General features: G+C 38.2%; 18 protein-coding genes and 4 tRNA genes. 15 read left to right on the top strand and 7 right to left on the bottom strand.

What is annotated here, in order from left to right:
• Positions 1-14: 14 nt before the first annotated feature.
• Positions 15-722, bottom strand: coding sequence for a DsbC family protein (locus EXE10_RS17985; RefSeq protein WP_130114304.1), 708 nt, complete (start codon positions 720-722; stop codon positions 15-17).
• Positions 723-950: 228 nt separating this feature from the next.
• Here EXE10_RS17985 and EXE10_RS17990 point away from each other — a divergent pair, with 228 nt between their 5' ends.
• Complete coding sequence (locus EXE10_RS17990) at positions 951-1,760, top strand: DUF695 domain-containing protein (protein ID WP_165383047.1); 810 nt, start codon at positions 951-953, stop codon at positions 1,758-1,760.
• 69 nt (positions 1,761-1,829) lie between these two features.
• On the opposite strand, the gene EXE10_RS17995 is transcribed toward EXE10_RS17990, so the two are convergent.
• Positions 1,830-2,447, bottom strand: coding sequence for an L-threonylcarbamoyladenylate synthase (locus EXE10_RS17995; RefSeq protein ID WP_068972919.1), 618 nt, complete (start codon positions 2,445-2,447; stop codon positions 1,830-1,832).
• Between the two features lie 86 nt (positions 2,448-2,533).
• Positions 2,534-3,196 carry an elongation factor P hydroxylase gene (locus EXE10_RS18000; RefSeq protein WP_130114306.1) on the bottom strand — a complete coding sequence of 221 codons (663 nt, stop codon included), beginning with the start codon at positions 3,194-3,196 and terminating at the stop codon, positions 2,534-2,536.
• A 97-nt stretch (positions 3,197-3,293) separates the two neighbouring features.
• Here EXE10_RS18000 and EXE10_RS18005 point away from each other — a divergent pair, with 97 nt between their 5' ends.
• From EXE10_RS18005 to lysM, 6 genes are all read left to right on the top strand, one after another.
• Positions 3,294-3,857: a YceD family protein gene (locus EXE10_RS18005; RefSeq protein WP_130114307.1), complete on the top strand. Its 564-nt coding sequence runs from the start codon at positions 3,294-3,296 to the stop codon at positions 3,855-3,857.
• A 73-nt stretch (positions 3,858-3,930) separates the two neighbouring features.
• Entirely contained in the window at positions 3,931-4,116 is a 186-nt protein-coding gene (rpmF, locus tag EXE10_RS18010; RefSeq protein ID WP_004723964.1) for a 50S ribosomal protein L32, read from the top strand.
• Positions 4,117-4,291: 175 nt separating this feature from the next.
• Entirely contained in the window at positions 4,292-5,278 is a 987-nt protein-coding gene (fabD, locus tag EXE10_RS18015) for an ACP S-malonyltransferase (RefSeq protein WP_087552665.1), read from the top strand.
• Positions 5,275-6,021, top strand: coding sequence for a 3-oxoacyl-ACP reductase FabG (gene fabG / locus EXE10_RS18020; protein ID WP_087552664.1), 747 nt, complete (start codon positions 5,275-5,277; stop codon positions 6,019-6,021). Before fabD ends, fabG begins: the two co-directional genes overlap by 4 nt.
• 86 nt (positions 6,022-6,107) lie before the next feature.
• Entirely contained in the window at positions 6,108-6,344 is a 237-nt protein-coding gene (gene acpP / locus EXE10_RS18025) for an acyl carrier protein (protein ID WP_004723957.1), read from the top strand.
• 308 nt (positions 6,345-6,652) lie between these two features.
• Complete coding sequence (lysM, locus tag EXE10_RS18030; protein WP_130114308.1) at positions 6,653-7,126, top strand: peptidoglycan-binding protein LysM; 474 nt, start codon at positions 6,653-6,655, stop codon at positions 7,124-7,126.
• Positions 7,127-7,298: 172 nt separating this feature from the next.
• Here the strand turns inward: lysM and EXE10_RS18035 are convergent, their stop codons facing one another.
• On the bottom strand, positions 7,299-7,937 hold the full coding sequence (locus EXE10_RS18035; RefSeq protein ID WP_087552663.1) for a peroxiredoxin: 639 nt from the start codon (positions 7,935-7,937) through the stop codon (positions 7,299-7,301).
• Between the two features lie 342 nt (positions 7,938-8,279).
• On the opposite strand from EXE10_RS18035, the gene secA reads away from it, so the two are divergent.
• The 8 genes from secA to EXE10_RS18075 all read left to right on the top strand — a co-directional run bounded on the left by secA (position 8,280) and on the right by EXE10_RS18075 (position 14,745).
• On the top strand, positions 8,280-10,991 hold the full coding sequence (secA, locus tag EXE10_RS18040) for a preprotein translocase subunit SecA (protein WP_130114309.1): 2,712 nt from the start codon (positions 8,280-8,282) through the stop codon (positions 10,989-10,991).
• A 159-nt stretch (positions 10,992-11,150) separates the two neighbouring features.
• The gene (locus tag EXE10_RS18045) at positions 11,151-11,531 is read left to right on the top strand and encodes a hypothetical protein (protein WP_087552661.1); all 381 of its coding nucleotides are present in this window, start codon (positions 11,151-11,153) and stop codon (positions 11,529-11,531) included.
• A gap of 199 nt (positions 11,532-11,730) precedes the next feature.
• On the top strand, positions 11,731-12,951 hold the full coding sequence (gene argJ / locus EXE10_RS18050; protein ID WP_130114310.1) for a bifunctional glutamate N-acetyltransferase/amino-acid acetyltransferase ArgJ: 1,221 nt from the start codon (positions 11,731-11,733) through the stop codon (positions 12,949-12,951).
• A gap of 164 nt (positions 12,952-13,115) precedes the next feature.
• Complete coding sequence (gene nadA, locus EXE10_RS18055; protein WP_130114311.1) at positions 13,116-14,183, top strand: quinolinate synthase NadA; 1,068 nt, start codon at positions 13,116-13,118, stop codon at positions 14,181-14,183.
• Positions 14,184-14,334: 151 nt separating this feature from the next.
• Positions 14,335-14,411 (top strand) — tRNA-Pro (locus tag EXE10_RS18060).
• Between the two features lie 44 nt (positions 14,412-14,455).
• Positions 14,456-14,532, top strand: a tRNA-Arg gene (locus tag EXE10_RS18065).
• A gap of 38 nt (positions 14,533-14,570) precedes the next feature.
• A tRNA-His gene (locus EXE10_RS18070) sits at positions 14,571-14,646 on the top strand.
• 22 nt (positions 14,647-14,668) lie between these two features.
• Positions 14,669-14,745 (top strand) — tRNA-Pro (locus EXE10_RS18075).
• Between the two features lie 157 nt (positions 14,746-14,902).
• On the opposite strand, the gene EXE10_RS18080 is transcribed toward EXE10_RS18075, so the two are convergent.
• The 3 genes from EXE10_RS18080 to EXE10_RS18090 are packed head-to-tail and all read right to left on the bottom strand — an operon-like array spanning position 14,903 to position 17,077.
• On the bottom strand, positions 14,903-15,382 hold the full coding sequence (locus EXE10_RS18080; protein WP_130114312.1) for an OmpA family protein: 480 nt from the start codon (positions 15,380-15,382) through the stop codon (positions 14,903-14,905).
• A 35-nt stretch (positions 15,383-15,417) separates the two neighbouring features.
• Complete coding sequence (locus tag EXE10_RS18085) at positions 15,418-16,635, bottom strand: sensor domain-containing diguanylate cyclase (protein ID WP_130114313.1); 1,218 nt, start codon at positions 16,633-16,635, stop codon at positions 15,418-15,420.
• Between the two features lie 4 nt (positions 16,636-16,639).
• The gene (locus EXE10_RS18090; RefSeq protein ID WP_228256861.1) at positions 16,640-17,077 is read right to left on the bottom strand and encodes a YfiR family protein; all 438 of its coding nucleotides are present in this window, start codon (positions 17,075-17,077) and stop codon (positions 16,640-16,642) included.
• Positions 17,078-17,317: the final 240 nt, after the last annotated feature.

Raw genomic sequence — 17,317 nt, forward strand, 5'->3', positions numbered from 1 at the left:
CAATCTGGCTTTTGTTATTTTATTGATTTTAAAAGTGATTCAATTTCTTCAGCATCTCGGACACCAGAGATACGTGAACCATCTTTGAGGAAAAAGGTTGGCGTACCATCTACCTCTAATTTTTTGGCAAGTGCAATATTTTTATCAATTGGTGTGGTACAAGTTTTGACTAAAGCGGGCTGTTTTTTATTGATTAAATAGTCTTGCCATGCTTGATATTGGTCTTTAGAACACCAAATTTGTTGGGCGATTTTCTCGGCATTTGGATGTAATGATTTAATTGGGTATAAGAATAAATAGATCGTCAGGTTATCTATATTTTTCAAGTCTTTTTCAAGATGTTGACAGTAAGGACAATCAGGATCGCTGAATAAGTAAATGACACGTTCACCTTTGCCTTTGACATGCTTAATTGCTTGATTGAGTGGTAAGGATTTTACATCAATCGCAGTTAAAGCACTTTGACGTTCTTCTGTCAGGTTCTTTTGTGCTTTGAGATCAATCAAATTCCCAACAAAGAAATATTTAGCATCTTCATTGGTATAAACAATACGTCCACCCATATAGACTTCATAAATGTCTTTGATAGGCGTTGTATTTACCGATTTAGCTTCTATTTCAGGATATTGTGTCTTTAGATTTTGTTTGAGTGTTGAAATATCAGCATGGGCAGATGCTATCGAAAATATACTGATTGTGAGGAGGGAGAGCCATTGTTTCATTGGATTACACAGCAAATTAAATTTGAATCATCTTGCCGAACTCGCTGCGTTTTTTATAGTGTTAAAGTGTAGGTTTTGCTGTAAGTTATTTGGTGACTTTATTTTTTATTTGCTCCATCAACTCTCCTTGATAAACCTTAATTTTGGAAGGTAATTGATTTGCTGATTTGAAAATTTAAAGTGATATAGTCTATGAGTATAAAAATAATCGTGAAAAAGGAGAAAAATTTGAGTCTATTTGATAAGTTTTTAAAGAAAAAATCTGAAGATAAAGAACAGGAAATTCAAATACCAGATGATTGGGATTTTTATTTATGTGATATAGATGGTAAGACAGGAAGTTATTTTCTTAATTTAGCTTTAATCAATATCATTCCTATAGTCGAAAAAAATGCTTTTTTATGGATTGAATTAACACTGAATCAGCCTACCGAAGATGGTATGTCATCACAACAAGAATATGACACATTAATTTCATTGGAAGATCAGTTAATTCCTCAAATTACAGAACTATTTAATGCTATTTATGTGGGTAGGTTAACGCATAGTGGGACAAGAGATTTTTATTTTTATCTGAATGAAAATATTTACGACGCTAAATTGGTTGAAAAGACTATTCATAAATTTTCTGACTATCAAATTAAGTTTGGTTTAAAAAATGATCCTCTTTGGGATATTTATAGAGAAACTATTTATCCAAATATATATGCCATGCAAAGTCTGACTAACGATAGAGTGATTAGAAATCTAGAAAATCATGGTGACACCTTAGTTGCTGAACGACCTGTAGAACATTGGTGTTATTTTGAGACAAGTGAAGGGCGTGACAAATTTATTAAAACCATTCAAACCGAAGGTTTTGAAATTAATAGTCAGTCGTACCATGAAGAAAATAAAAAGCCTTATTGCGTACAATTGGTACGAACAGATAGTGTAGAACTGGATAATATCAATGGTGTGACTTGGGCGTTGCTTGAGCTTTGTATTGAAAATGGTGGTGAATATGATGGATGGGAAACACTTGTAATTCTTAATTAATTTTAAATTATTTGAACGACAGTTGTTTAGACATATGCAAACTGTCGTTTCAAAGATATTTGAGCTTACTTATTCAAAAGCGCTGACATCACCGACACCACGTCGAATAATTTCTGGATTAGCACCCGATAAATCAACAATACTTGTCGTTGTCAGCGTACCTAAACCACTATCAATAAACACATCAATACGCTTTTCTAAAAGTTGTTCAATATCATAAGGGTCATCCATCGGTGCGTCTTGACCTGGAAGAATTAAGGTACTGGTGAGTAAAGGTTCGCCTAACTCTTTAAGCAACATTTGACAGACTGGATTGCTTGGTACACGTAGACCAATGGTTTTTTTCTTAGGATGCATTAAACGACGTGGAACTTCACTGGTCGCTGGTAAAATATAAGTGGTTACTGCTGGCGTGTTGGCTTTCAGTAGACGATACATCGCATTGTCGACTTTGGCATACGTCGCAATATCAGATAAATCGGCACAGATAATCGCATATTGATGTTTTGCACCGAGGTCACGGATTTGCGCAATACGTTCCATCGCACTCTTATTTCCAATCTGACAGCCAATCGCATAAGCTGCATCAGTTGGATAAACCACGACATCACCCGCGCGGATTCTTTCAACCGCTTGGCTGATTAAACGGGGTTGAGGATTGTCAGGATGTACTCTTAAATGCAACATAATGATTTCCCCCTTGATTTATTATGTATTCAATTATCACTTGAGTATAAGGTGTGTTGCAATCATTGTTTTGACTGTTTCATTCTTTAGTCTAATGCATCACGCTGAAATTCATCACTTTGTAATGTTTTGCCACCTCGTGTTACTTCGCAAATACAATTAATAAAATGTTTTGCATCGCGTGGAAGTTTCGCCTCACCACTTAAATATTGTTGTAGTTGTACATAAACATTGTCTTTAAATGTCGCGCCATTACCACCTTCGCCTGTTAAATTATCCAGTGATACACGAAATTTACGTCCAAAGGCTTTGGAAAATAACCATTCAATCGCTTGAGGCTTAATTTCAACTTGTTCAAATAAAGCTTGTTGTTCCGCTGTACGACCATCTGGCGCATACCAATAACCTAGATCTGGTAGTAGGCGACGCTTATCTCCTGCAATGGTCCAATGGCTGATTTCATGTAACGCACTATTAAAAAAACCATGAGCAAATTGGATGCGCGCAGGGCACTCAGTTGTCGCTGGGAAATATTCTGGTTCAAACTCACCACGAACAAGCGTCACATTTAAGTGGGAAAACCAATCATTAAAGTGTAAGATAAGCCAATCGACCTGTTGAACTTCAGTCTGTAAATTTTCCCAAGCGAAGCGTTGCACTTGGGTGGTGTTTTGAGCAGAATTTGAAGCTAAATGTGTGTCGAACTGTAATGAAGTGGTGACTTCAGGTTGCGGCTGCAACTGATGCATGACTTGTATTACCCAAAAGATCTGTCTAAATAAGTACAAAATTGTATCTTAATCTTTGACAGAGTACCTATGAATTTGTAGAATTGCCGCCTTAATTATGTCAGCAAATACCTTTCCGGCACAGATTGAGCCGTTTAAATGGGCTGAACAAGGCTTTACATGGTCAGGTACACTGCCATTGTCTCGCTTTGTTCGTATTTCCCGTGAAGCTGTTGGATCAATTGATGATCAATTGATCACTATAGACTGTAAGCTATCAATGGATGCGTATCATCGTATCGTTTGGTTAGATGGTCATGTAGAAACAAAAGCACCTATGGAGTGTCAGCGTTGCCTGGATTCTGTAGAAATTTCTTTAGTTTCTGATTTCCATTTGGCTTTAATTGACGATGAGTCACTGATAGAGCGCTTGGATGAGGATGCTGATTTCATCGTACTAGGTGAAAGTGAAGCAACAACAAAGGGTGATTACGTAACGAATACCCCTGCAACTGTTGATTTACTTGCACTTTTAGAGGATGAATTATTATTGTTGATGCCTTTATCTCCCAAGCATGACGTTTGTGAGCATAAGCATCAACCAGCCGTTCAGGACATTGTCGAAGAAAAACGAGATAATCCGTTTGATGTTTTGGCAAGTTTGAAGGGTAAACTTAACTAATTTTTGTGTTATAATCTTAGTTAAGACAACCGAATTTGTTCTGATCCATTTTTTCGATTTGTAAGGAGCCATCATGGCCGTTCAGCAAAACCGTAAAAGTCGCTCTCGCCGTGACATGCGCCGTTCACATGACGCTTTAACCGAGAATGCATTAACTGTAGACCAAACTACGGGTGAAACTCACCGTCGTCACCACGTGACTAAAGATGGTTTCTACCGTGGTCGTCAATTATTCGCTAAAGCAGCTGATGCTGAATAATTGGTGATGCATTAGGCGAAAGCTTAGTGAAAAAAATGGGAGCGAAAGCTCCCTTTTTTTGTTTTAGGATTTTACAAAAGCATTTTTTTTGTTGTATTTCGCAATTAAATTAAATTTTTTTTTCTGTAAAATTGCCGCATCGGAAACGATCAAGATTACATAAAGGACTTTTTATATGTCTGCTAAACGACTCGAACAAGCAGCTCAAGCAACAAAAACTGCATTTTTGTTTCCAGGTCAAGGTTCACAAAAAGTTGGAATGCTGGCTGAACTTGCTGAACAGTTCAGTGGTGTAAAAGAAACCTTTGCTGAAGCTTCAGATGCGATTGGTTTTGATTTGTGGAATATTGCACAAAGTGGTGAAGGTTTAGATCAAACTGAAAATACACAGCCAGTTTTATTGACTGCAAGTATTGCATTATGGCGCGTATGGTTGGATTTGGGTGGTGTTGCACCAAAATACCTAGCGGGTCATTCATTGGGTGAATACAGCGCTTTAGTGGCTGCCAATTCAATGACTTTGGCAGATGCTGTGAAATTGGTGAATTTGCGTGGCAAATTGATGCAATCTGCAGTACCACAAGGTCAAGGCGCAATGGCTGCGATTCTTGGTTTAGAAGATGCAAAAGTATTAGAGCTTTGTGAACAAGCCAATATTCAAGGTCGTGGTTCTGTTGAAGCAGCAAATTACAATGCTCAAGGGCAAGTCGTGATTGCAGGGGATAAAACTTTAGTTGATGCTGTGATGGCAACTGCAAAAGAGAATGGCGGTAAAGCGATTGCCTTGCCTGTCTCTGTCCCATCACATTGTTCTTTAATGAAGCCTGCGGCTGAACAGTTTGCAGAAGCTTTGGAACAAACTGCCATTGAGCTACCAAGTATTCCTGTAATACAAAATGTCAACGCAGGCATCGCGACAGATGTTGCGCAGTTACGTCAAGCATTGACTGCGCAACTCTATCAATCTGTACAATGGACTCAAACAATGCAATTCCTTCAAGATCAAGGGATTCAATATGTTGCTGAATGTGGTCCAGGTAATGTGTTGGCTAATTTGGCAAAACGTTTACCAAAAATCGAAAAAGCATTTCCATTGGATACACAAAGTCGTATGGAAGATGCACTTAATGCCATTTTAGTGGCTGAAGGGAAAATTGCATGACCAAAGTAGAAAATCAGGAACGTAAAGTTGCATTAGTCACTGGTGCAAGTCGAGGGATTGGCGCCGCTATTGCTCAACAACTCATTCAAGACGGTTTTTTTGTAGTAGGTACAGCAACCTCTGAATCTGGTGCAGAAAAACTATCTACTGCATTTGCTGAAAATGGTGCAGGTGCTGTGTTAGATGTACGTGATGGTGCTGCAATTGATGCCTTAGTATCTGATATTGAACAAAAATATGGTTCAGTATTGGTATTGGTGAACAATGCAGGCATTACCAAAGACAATTTATTGTTGCGCATGTCGGAAGATGATTGGGATGACATTCTCAATATTCACCTTAAAGCAGTGTTCCGTTTATCTAAGCGTGTATTGAAAGGTATGACCAAAGCGCGTTTTGGTCGCATTATCAATATCAGCTCTGTGGTGGCTCACTTTGCTAACCCAGGTCAAGCGAACTATTCTGCTGCTAAAGCAGGGATCGAAGCATTCAGTCGTAGCCTTGCAAAAGAAATGGGCAGTCGTCAGATTACTGTAAACAGCATCGCACCTGGTTTTATTGCAACAGAAATGACTGAGCAGTTAAGCGAAGATATTCGTAAAAAAATGAGCGATCAAGTGGCATTAAATCGTTTTGGTGAACCGCAAGATATTGCAAATGCAGTAAGTTTCTTGGCTTCTGACAAAGCTAGTTACATTACAGGCACAGTATTACACGTAAATGGTGGTTTATACATGGCGTAATGCGATGTATAAACTTTGAAAAAACTTAATATTCAATTAAACTATCAGGCAATTAAACGCCGCCACAAGCAATGAGGAGAATTCCTGTGAGCGATATCGAACAACGCATTAAACAAGCTGTTGCAGAACAACTAGGTATTAAAGCTGAAGAAATCAAAAACGAAGCATCTTTCATGGATGATTTGGGCGCTGACTCTTTAGATCTAGTAGAACTTGTTATGTCTTTCGAAAATGACTTCGACATCACGATTCCTGATGAAGATTCTAACGAAATCACAACTGTTCAATCTGCTATTGACTACGTAACTAAGAAACTTGGTTAATACGTTGATGGTGTAGCACTTTCGTGTTACATGAAAAGACCACCGTTTCGGTGGTTTTTTTATGTCTGAAATCATATTCAAATCAGAAAAAAGTTTAAAATCAAAAACATTGGTTACATATCGTTACCTTTCTGTCACCAATGACTACCCATTTCAGTATATTTTTTAGCTATAAAAATAGAGTTCTAAATTTTTATAAGGTTGCAGTGAAATATTCGGCGTTCAATTAAAAAAGGTCGATGAAATATTCATAATTCAATGCAACATTCACAGTACAACAAGTTTTAATAAATAGACGGAGAATATAAATGGGTCTTTTTGATTTTGTTAAAGGCATTGGTAAAAAGAATACAGCACCAGCAGAGCCACAAGCTGCACCTGCGACACCAGCAGAACCTTCAGCGCAAGAGATTGCCAATAAATTATTAGGACATATTAAGTCTTTAGGTCTTCCTGTGAGCGGTTTGTCTGTGAGTTATAACGGCGCAACAGATTTGGCGACTGTTTCTGGTCAAGTACAAACACAGGCGGATAAAGAGAAAATTATTCTTGCTGTAGGTAATATTGATCATGTTGCACAAGTGGATGATCAACTAACAGTGGCTACACCAGAGCCTGAAAGTAAGTTCTATACTGTGAAATCAGGCGATAACTTATCTAAAATTTCAAAAGAGTTTTATGGTGATGCGAACCAGTACAACAAAATTTTTGAAGCAAACCGTCCATTGTTAAAAAATGCAGATGATATTTTCCCAGGACAAGTATTACGTATTCCTGCGTAATGGATTGTTGAATAAAAAAGACTCCTTGAAGGGGTCTTTTTTTATGGCTACTCATTTAGATTTTCTATGAAGTTTGGTAGGGTAGCACTTGGTATATTTTTTGAGCATAAAATAATAAAAAGACCACAACAAAGTTGTGATCTAGCGAACGTTGCTTGATGCTTAAAATGTTTTATTTATTCGGCTGTGGTGTTAAACGTAAATAAGGTTTAACCGCCGTATAGCCTTTTGGGAAGCGTTCTTTAAGTTCAGTCTCATCTTTAAGGGATGGTACGATCACAACATCTTCACCTTGCTGCCAATTTGCAGGCGTTGCAACTTTATAGTTATCGGTAAGTTGCAAAGAATCGATCACACGTAAAATTTCATGGAAATTACGACCAGTAGATGCTGGATAGGTAATGATTAAGCGGACTTTTTTATTTGGATCAATGATCACCAATGAACGTACTGTGAGTGTTTCACTGGCATTGGGATGAATAAAATCATATAAGGTAGAAACTTTACGATCTTTGTCAGCCAGAATTGGAAAGTTGACAGTCGTATCTTGCGTTTCATTGATGTCATTGATCCAACCTTTGTGCGACTCCACATCATCGACTGAAAGCGCAATGGCTTTGACGCCACGTTGTTCAAATTCATCTTTGAGTTTGGCGGTATAACCGAGTTCGGTAGTACAGACTGGCGTATAGTCAGCAGGGTGTGAAAATAAAATACCCCAATGATCTCCTAAATAGTCATAGAATTTAATTGTGCCTTGGCTTGAGTCTTGTTCAAAGTCGGGTGCAATGTCACCTAATCGTAAAGTCATTTTAAACCTCAATATTGATTTAGAAATTGAAAAAATGTTCGTTATTTAGCTCGTCCTAAATACTATTGCGTAGTTTTTTTATAATTAAAAATAGTGTTTTTTTATTTCTTTATGAAAAAAATAGCTATAAAAAAGTGCAGATGAAAAAAAATATAGAATTGAACGCGACCTCGCTGTAAATATCGGTTAAATTTGCTACATTAATGCGCCTTAGCTGATACGTGCTAGAACGGGTCGTCAGATTTTTTTGATAGGATTTGTGCAAAACCCTTGTACTTCAAATTTCTACCACCATAATATCGTCTGAGAAAAATTTATTTCACAAAGATTTAGAGAGTTTATATGTTGGCAAGTCTGATCGGGGGAATCTTCGGTACTAAAAACGAGCGCGAACTAAAACGTATGCGTAAAATTGTCGAAAAGATCAATGCGCTCGAGCCGACGATATCTGCACTCAGCGATGCAGACTTATCTGCAAAAACTGAAGAATTCAAAGAAAGATATAAGAAAGGCGAGAGTCTAGATAAATTAATGCCAGAAGCGTTTGCGGTGTGTCGTGAAGCTGCAAAACGTGTCATGGGAATGCGTCATTATGATGTACAGCTCATTGGTGGTATTACCTTACACGAAGGTAAAATTGCAGAGATGCGTACAGGTGAAGGTAAAACCCTGATGGGTACTTTGGCTGTATATCTCAATGCAATCAGTGAACAAGGCGTTCATGTAATTACCGTCAATGATTATTTGGCACAGCGTGATGCTGAGTTAAACCGTCCTTTGTATGAGTTTTTAGGTTTATCTGTTGGTGTGATTTATTCTATGCAATCGCCGATTGAAAAAGCAGAAGCTTATCAATCAGATATTACTTACGGAACCAACAACGAATTCGGTTTTGACTATCTACGTGACAACATGGTTTTCTCTATGGCAGAGAAAAAACAACGTGGTTTAGTTTATGCGATTATCGATGAGGTCGATTCGATTTTAATCGATGAAGCACGTACTCCATTGATCATTTCTGGTCAAAGTGATGATTCATCGCAACTTTATGTAGCAATCAACAGCATTCCTCCGAAGCTACATGCCCAAAAAGAAGAAAAAGTTCCAGATGGCGGACATTTCTGGATTGATGAAAAGCAACGCCAAGTTGAAATGACAGAAGCGGGTTATGAAGCTGTAGAGCAAGAATTGATTCAAATGGGCTTGTTGGCTGAAGGCGAAAGTTTATATTCACCATCAAACTTAAACCTTGTACATCACGTTTCAGCGGCAATTCGTGCGCATTATTTATATCAACGTAATGTTCACTATATCGTGCATGATGGTGAAGTGATCATTGTCGATGAAAATACAGGTCGTACCATGCCTGGTCGTCGTTGGTCTGAAGGTTTACACCAAGCGACTGAAGCTAAAGAAGGTTTAGAAGTTCAACCTGAAAACCAAACTTTAGCGACGACAACATTCCAAAACTATTTCCGTTTGTATAAAAAGCTTTCAGGTATGACAGGTACTGCTGATACTGAAGCGGCGGAAATGAAAGAAATTTATGGCTTGGATGTGGTACTGATTCCAACGCATCGCCCAATGATTCGTGTTGATCAAAACGATTTAATTTATTTAAACCGTAATGGTAAATACAACGCGATCATTGAAGAAATTCAAAAAATTCATGAAGCAGGTGTTGCACCAATTTTGATTGGTACGGCAACAATTGAAGCGTCTGAAATTCTTTCTGATAAATTGAAAGAAGCAGGCATTGCTCATGAGGTTTTGAACGCGAAGCAACACGAACGTGAAGCCGATATTATCGCTCAAGCTGGTGCGCCACGTGCCGTAACCATTGCAACCAACATGGCTGGTCGTGGTACAGATATTCTGCTTGGTGGTAACTGGAAAGCGTTATTGGCGAAGATTGAAAACCACACAGCCGAAGACGAAGCTCGTCTTAAAGCTGAATGGGAACAAAATAATGAAATGGTGTTAAGTTCAGGTGGTTTACATATCATTGGTTCTGAGCGTCATGAATCTCGCCGTATCGACAACCAGTTACGTGGTCGTTCTGGTCGTCAAGGTGACCCTGGTGTTTCACGTTTCTTCTTATCACTTGAAGATGACCTAATGCGTATTTTCGCAGGTGATCGCGTGGTTGGTATGATGCGCGCAATGGGCTTGCAAGAAAACGAAGCCATTGAACATAAAATGGTGTCACGTTCGATTGAAAATGCACAACGTAAAGTTGAAGCACGTAACTTCGATATTCGTAAAAACTTATTGAAATACGATGATGTGAATAATGAACAACGTAAGATTATTTACTCACAACGTGATGAAATTTTAGAAGAAAGTTCACTTCAAGATTATATTGAAGAAATGCACCGTGAAGTGGCAAAAGGCTTAATTGAAAACTATATTCCACCAGAGTCGATTCATGATCAATGGGATATTGATGGTCTTGAAAATGCATTGCGTGAAGACTTCGGTATAGATTTACCTGTCAACCAATGGTTGGAAGAAGATCGTCGTTTAGATGAAGAAGCTTTGGTTGAACGTATTTCTGATGAAATCGTAGCGCGCTATCGTGATCGCCGTACACAAATGGGCGATGAAACAGCAGTGACACTTGAACGTCATTTCATGTTGGGTTCATTGGATCGTCATTGGAAAGATCATTTGGCGGCGATGGACTATTTACGTCAAGGGATTCATTTACGTGGTTATGCGCAGAAGAACCCTGAGCAAGAATACAAAAAAGAAGCATTCAATTTATTCGTGAATATGTTGGGTGTGATCAAATCTGATGTCGTGACAGATATTTCACGTGTACATATTCCAACACCAGAAGAACTGGCTGAAATGGAAGCGCAACAGCAAGCTCAAGCAGAAGCAATGCGTTTGAACTTCGCACATGATGATATTGATGGTATCAGTGGTTCTGATGAAATTGTTGATGCAAAATTTGCAGAAACTGAAGCAGTACCAGTGCCAGAAAGTCGTAATGCACCATGTCCATGTGGTTCAGGTTTGAAATATAAACAGTGTCACGGCAAGATCTAAATTTTTTGATATTTTCAAAGATATTTTAGAAAGTGGGAAAAGCAGGACGAATGTTCTGCTTTTTTTACAAGATATTACAGTAGGTTAATTTTCATTGCAGTAAAGGCAATTAAATGGTATTAACTTGCACAATTGATTTGATTCACTGGAATGACGACAATGACAAAATTATTAAAACCTTTATTTATTGCAACTCTAGCTGTTCCTGTTTTAGCATTTGCTGATACGGCTCCACAAACAACCACTGTAGAAAAAGTTCAAGCGGCGACTGGTGCGGTTTCTGCACAAGCTGAAGTTAAAAATGATACAACAACAGTGATTAGCCCACGTACAGGCATTCGTTATACTTTAGGTAATACAGGAGGTCGTCCGATTATCCTGAAAACTGCAGCGATTGCAGCAGTTACACCTGCGACGATTAATCGTGTAGTTGCGACAAATCCAGCATTGTCAGCATCAAGTCAAGAAAAAGTAAAACAAGCTTTGATTGGTGTAGATGCAACAACAGCGGCAGCAGTTGCACCAGCTACGGCTCAGTAATGATTTCAATGCTGTGTCATTGAGAATAATTTTATGCTAAAAGCATGAAAAGCCAGTATATTTACTGGCTTTTTTAATTTTATATTTAAATTAATAAGAATTTCTTATCGTATAAATAAATAAGCATTTTAATAAGCTCGATTTTTATCGAGAATTCTAATAAGCTGTGTTTTCAAATTAATTCTGTGGACATTTAAAAATGGCTGTTGGTGACGTGTCTATGCCGCAAATGCATGCGGTAAAAGGTGTAAAAATTGGCTCTGCTGAGGCGTATGTACGTTACCCGAATCGACGAGATTTAGTGATTTTTGAATTTGCTCAAGGCACCAATGTTGCAGGTGTTTTTACCCAAAATGCATTTTGTGCCGCACCTGTACATGTTTCTAAAAAGCATTTGCAAATGGGCAATCCACGCTATTTAGTCATTAACACAGGCAATGCCAATGCAGGTACAGGCAAGCTAGGCATGGAAAATGCTGAAGCGACTTGTTCTAAACTTGCAGAATTGGCAGGTGTACAAGCTTTTGAAGTTTTACCATTTTCAACAGGTGTGATTGGCGAGCAACTACCAATCGAACGTTTAACGCAAGGTTTACAACCAGCTTTAAGTACCTTAAATGAAAGCGCGTGGGCGGATGCTGCAACGGGCATTATGACCACTGATACCACCCCTAAAGGTGCTTCTGAGCAGTTTGAGTTAGATGGTGTGATATATACCATGACGGGTATTTCCAAAGGCGCAGGTATGATTCGTCCGAATATGGCGACGATGTTGGGCTTTGTGGCAACGGATGCACCGATTTCACGTGAATTAACACAGTTAATGTTAAAAACTGCGGTAGAGCAGTCATTTAACCGTATTACCATTGATGGCGATACATCAACCAATGATTCATGTATTTTTGCTACAACTGGGCTTGCGGGTGGTACAGAAATCCAATCTGTAGATGATGCTCGCTATGACGTTGTCTTAGAAGTATTGATACGTGTAATGAAGCGCTTGGCTCAACTCATTGTTCGTGATGGTGAGGGTGCAACTAAATTTATGACTGTTGCTGTCGAAGGTGGTAATAATACCCAAGAGTGTTGTGATATCGCTTATAGTATTGCGCATTCACCATTGGTTAAGACTGCATTTTTTGCATCTGATCCAAACTGGGGACGTATTCTTGCGGCAATTGGTTATGCAGGTGTCAAAGATTTAGATGTAGAGAAAATCCAAGTTTGGTTGGATGATGTGCAAATCTGTAAAGATGGTGGCGCTGCTGCGGACTATACCGAAGAAGCGGGTGCTAAAGTGATGGCGCAGACAGAAATTACCATTCGTGTGGATTTAGGGCGTGGACAGGCTAAAGACACGGTTTATACCTGCGACCTGTCATATGACTATGTCAAAATCAATGCAGACTATCGTTCTTAATTTTACATTTTAAAACAGAGCCTCATTCGTGAGGCTTTTTTATAACGGTGTATTTTCACAAAAACATTTTTCGTGGTGAATTTGTGTGCGATAAAAAGTACAATCAATTCACAAATGTGTAGACGCTAGCAAGACGCCAGCGACAAGGAAAGAGAAGACCTCTTATGAATGATGCGAATAACTTAATTGCCAACGAAGCGAAGTCGATTGTGCAAGCGCATTTAGATCGTTTAGGTGAGCCAAAGGACAATAGTTTAAGTCCTGAGCTGAAACAGCAGAAATTTGAGCAAATCAAAGCAGAATTACAAAAGCGTAATGCTGTATTGGTTGCACATTATTATTGTGATCCTGAAGTGCAAGAGCTTGCTGAGGCGACTGGTGGCTGTGTTTCGGATTCATTAGAAATGGCACGTTTTGGGCGTGATCATGAGGCGTCGACACTGGTTGTTGCAGGTGTGAAATTTATGGGAGAAACATCGAAAATTCTTTCTCCTGAAAAAACAGTACTGATGCCAACTTTAGAAGCGACTTGCTCACTTGATCTTGGTTGCCCTGTAGATGAGTTTACAGCGTTCTGTGATGCACACCCTGATTATACAGTGGTGGTCTATGCCAATACGTCTGCTGCTGTTAAAGCACGAGCGGATTGGGTAGTCACATCAAGCTGTGCAGTTGAAATTGTTGAGCATCTGGATAGTTTGGGTGAAAAGATTATTTGGGCACCAGATCAACATCTTGGACGTTATATTCAAAAGAAAACTGGCGCAGATATGTTGCTTTGGGATGGTTCATGTATCGTACATGAAGAGTTCCGTGCACGTGGTATTGAAAATATGCGTGCGTTATATCCAAATGCAGCAGTGTTGGTTCATCCAGAGTCGCCAGAGTCTGTGATTGATATTGCAGATGCAGTAGGGAGTACTTCACAGCTGATTAAAGCTGCACAAACACTTCCTCACGATACCTTAATCGTCGCGACAGATCGTGGTATTTTCTACAAGATGCAACAAGCTGTGCCGAATAAAACCTTAATTGAGGCGCCAACAGCTGGGGAAGGTGCAACATGCCGTTCTTGCGCACACTGTCCATGGATGGCGATGAATGAGCTAGATGGAATTTTGGACGTTTTGCAAAAGGGTGATCAAGAAATATTCGTAGATCCTGCATTGGCAGTACGTGCTAAATTGCCTTTAGACCGCATGTTGAACTTCAGTGCACAATTAAAACGATAAAATTGTATAAAAAACATCTGAAATGCTTGATAAATATACATTTGACGTGTTTTTTTAACTTTTTTTCAATATAGGTGTTGACGTCTAAGGGCGTCACGCCTAGAATGCACACCGTACCGAACGACAAGTTCGATACAAAAGCTGAGATGAACGGAGCATAGCACAGCCTGGTAGTGCACCTGGTTTGGGACCAGGGGGTCGTAGGTTCGAATCCTACTGCTCCGACCAATTCTTCAAGGCAAGGTAATTTATGATATTTATATCATTGTTCTGCGCCTGTAGCTCAGTTGGATAGAGCATCCGCCTTCTAAGCGGATGGTCACAGGTTCGAATCCTGTCAGGCGCACCAAAGCTTGATATTATAGATCCTGAAAACTTAATGTGACGGTGGATGTAGCTCAGTTGGTAGAGCCCCGGATTGTGATTCCGGTTGTCGTGGGTTCGAGCCCCATCATTCACCCCAATTAATTAAGTTGTTTGTGAGACGGAGCATAGCACAGCCTGGTAGTGCACCTGGTTTGGGACCAGGGGGTCGTAGGTTCGAATCCTACTGCTCCGACCATTTAAGCTAACCCATGATGAAAAGCTTAAATAATAAATTATCCGCTTAAATGCGGTTTTTTTATGTCTGAAATTTGCGACTATAAAACTATAATTCAAAAAACTTTAGAATATAAAAAACCTCCGAAGAGGTCTTTTCAATGGAAATGATTTATTGGTTAAGGAACAATGATCACAGCTACACGTCTATTTTCTGCTTTATGTTCTTCTGTATCATTCGGTTTGATGGGTTGTTCAGCACCTTTACCTACGACTTGAATATTTTGTGGCTTAAATTTTTGCTCCATAAAAATATTAGAAACATTTTGTGCACGAACTTCAGACAATTTTAAATTATATTCAGCAGCACCGACATTATCGGTATGACCAACCACTTTAAGCTTATTGAGATTGTACTTGTTCAATTGATTGGCTAAGCGAATGATTTCAGTTTGATGTTCAGGTTTAATATCGGATTCATTAAAACCAAATAATAAACGCTCTGGTAATCCTAAACTCCAACCATCTTCAGTCAGTACAAAGCCTTCTTTTTTCATAGCTTTGGCTTGTTTATAACTCAGTCCACCCAAATTCATACATCCAGTAAGTGCTAGGCAGAGTACCGCAAGTATAGAGAGTTGCACATTTTTAAACGTCATAAGAACCCCGAATATTGAGAATGGTAAATAAAAAATTAAGAATGGTAAATAAACCAGTGGTGTTGCAAAGATTTTGCTTTATACATTGCTTGATCTGCTTGAGAAATTAGATCCTCAGGACTCGAAGCTTGAGTTGAAATAGCAATCCCTAAACTAAAACTAAATGCAATTGCTTGCCCTTTATAGATCAAAGGCTCTTCACAACATTTAATTAGGTTTTCTGCAATAGAAATTAAGTGTTCGACCTTAGAAATTGAGCGCAAAATAATGGCGAATTCATCGCCTGCAAGCCGTGCAACAAAATCATTCTGACGAATATGGCGCTTAAGACGGTTAGACATTTCCTTTAACACTTCATCACCGACTAAATGTCCATATTGGTCATTGATCGCTTTAAAATTATTGTTATCGATAAAGACTAAGGCGAGATTCTGACGCTGATTTGGATCTTCAAATAAATTACATAATACTTGATAAAAATAACTACGGTTGGGTAGTTGGGTTAAATGGTCATGCTGTACTTGATGGGAGAGCGCATTATTCTCATTTTGTAAGTGTGTATGCCACGTTTGGATTTCATCTAATAGTTGATTGAATGTTCCATTGAGTTCTTGGAATTCTTTAATATCACTTTGAGGGAAACGTAAATTATAGGCTTTTTGTTGTTTTAAAAGCTGTGCAATCTGAATTAAGGGTGAAAAAGATTCCATAATATGGCGATAGGTCAAATTGACCGACCACCAGACTGCAAAAATCATAAACAACATCCCAAATGCTAAGCCAATAAAAATTTTGATAATAAACATCAAAATCTCATTAGAGCTTCCATAAAGAATAACTTGACCAACCAATTGTCCTTGGTGTTGGACTTTTAACTTGATCGGTTCTTTTAAAAAAAATTGATCGAAAATCTTTTGAATATAAGAATAATGCTCGGCATTTTTTAAACTTTCAGCAACTTTATTGCCTTTCATGTCATACACTTCAATCAAACGAACTGAATGTTGAAAGGTGTATTCATTAATAATTTGTGAAATTGTGATTTTATCTGAAAAGACTAGTGCAGGTTGCACACGTTCAGAAACAGTACGGCTGATCAATAGTAGATTCTGCTTTGCATAAGATTCAACGGTAAATACTGAAATAGTGACAAACGTTGAAGTGCATATAAATAAGGTAATCGCAAAGATCGTAAATTGGGACTTGCGAAATAAAGTTTGTAATGAGGTTGATTTAAATAAATTCAGAATCATGTTGTTATCCTGAATTCTTTGCGAGCAATAAAACTCGTGGATCAATATGTACTTTAGATTGAGCCAAGCTATCTAAATTCACTTTAAAAATAGTATTCCCTGCTTTATTGGTAGAAAGACAGAAAACACTCCCTATTTCACATTCGAGATTACTAGAGCTGAATGATAAAATTAATGGGTTGAGGGACTTATTTATTAGTAATTGTTCAGTTTGTGCAGAGGTATTGGAAAAAAATACAGCATCACAATGTTGATTTTTCAATTCGGAAGAATGTATTGCACTGACATTAAACAGGGATTTATTGGGTTTTATATAGTTGGAAAATTGGTTGGCATAAGTAGGGTTGTCAACAACACATAATTCAGGGTTTGGATTCTTTAATTTTGCATAACTTAAAATAGAAAGCGTCATGGTAAAAATATTATGTGACGAATCAGCCAAGGAGTAGTTGCTACAAAAGAGCAAAACCCCTAAACAGAAAGCTTTTCTATTTATTAAATGGACCATATTCGAATTAATTTATTGGACATTAACTTACATGGAGTAGTTTAAAGAAAAAATACAAATATAAATAGCTTAAAATTTGAATAATTATGCTCTAAATCACGTTAAATTGATTAAATAAAATACAGTTAATAAATAAAATTAAAAATAAATTCCAAAAGGGGTTGTGTTGGATGT

The sequence above is a fragment of the Acinetobacter sp. WCHAc060033 genome, assembly GCF_004209125.1.
Taxonomy (GTDB): domain Bacteria; phylum Pseudomonadota; class Gammaproteobacteria; order Pseudomonadales; family Moraxellaceae; genus Acinetobacter; species Acinetobacter wuhouensis.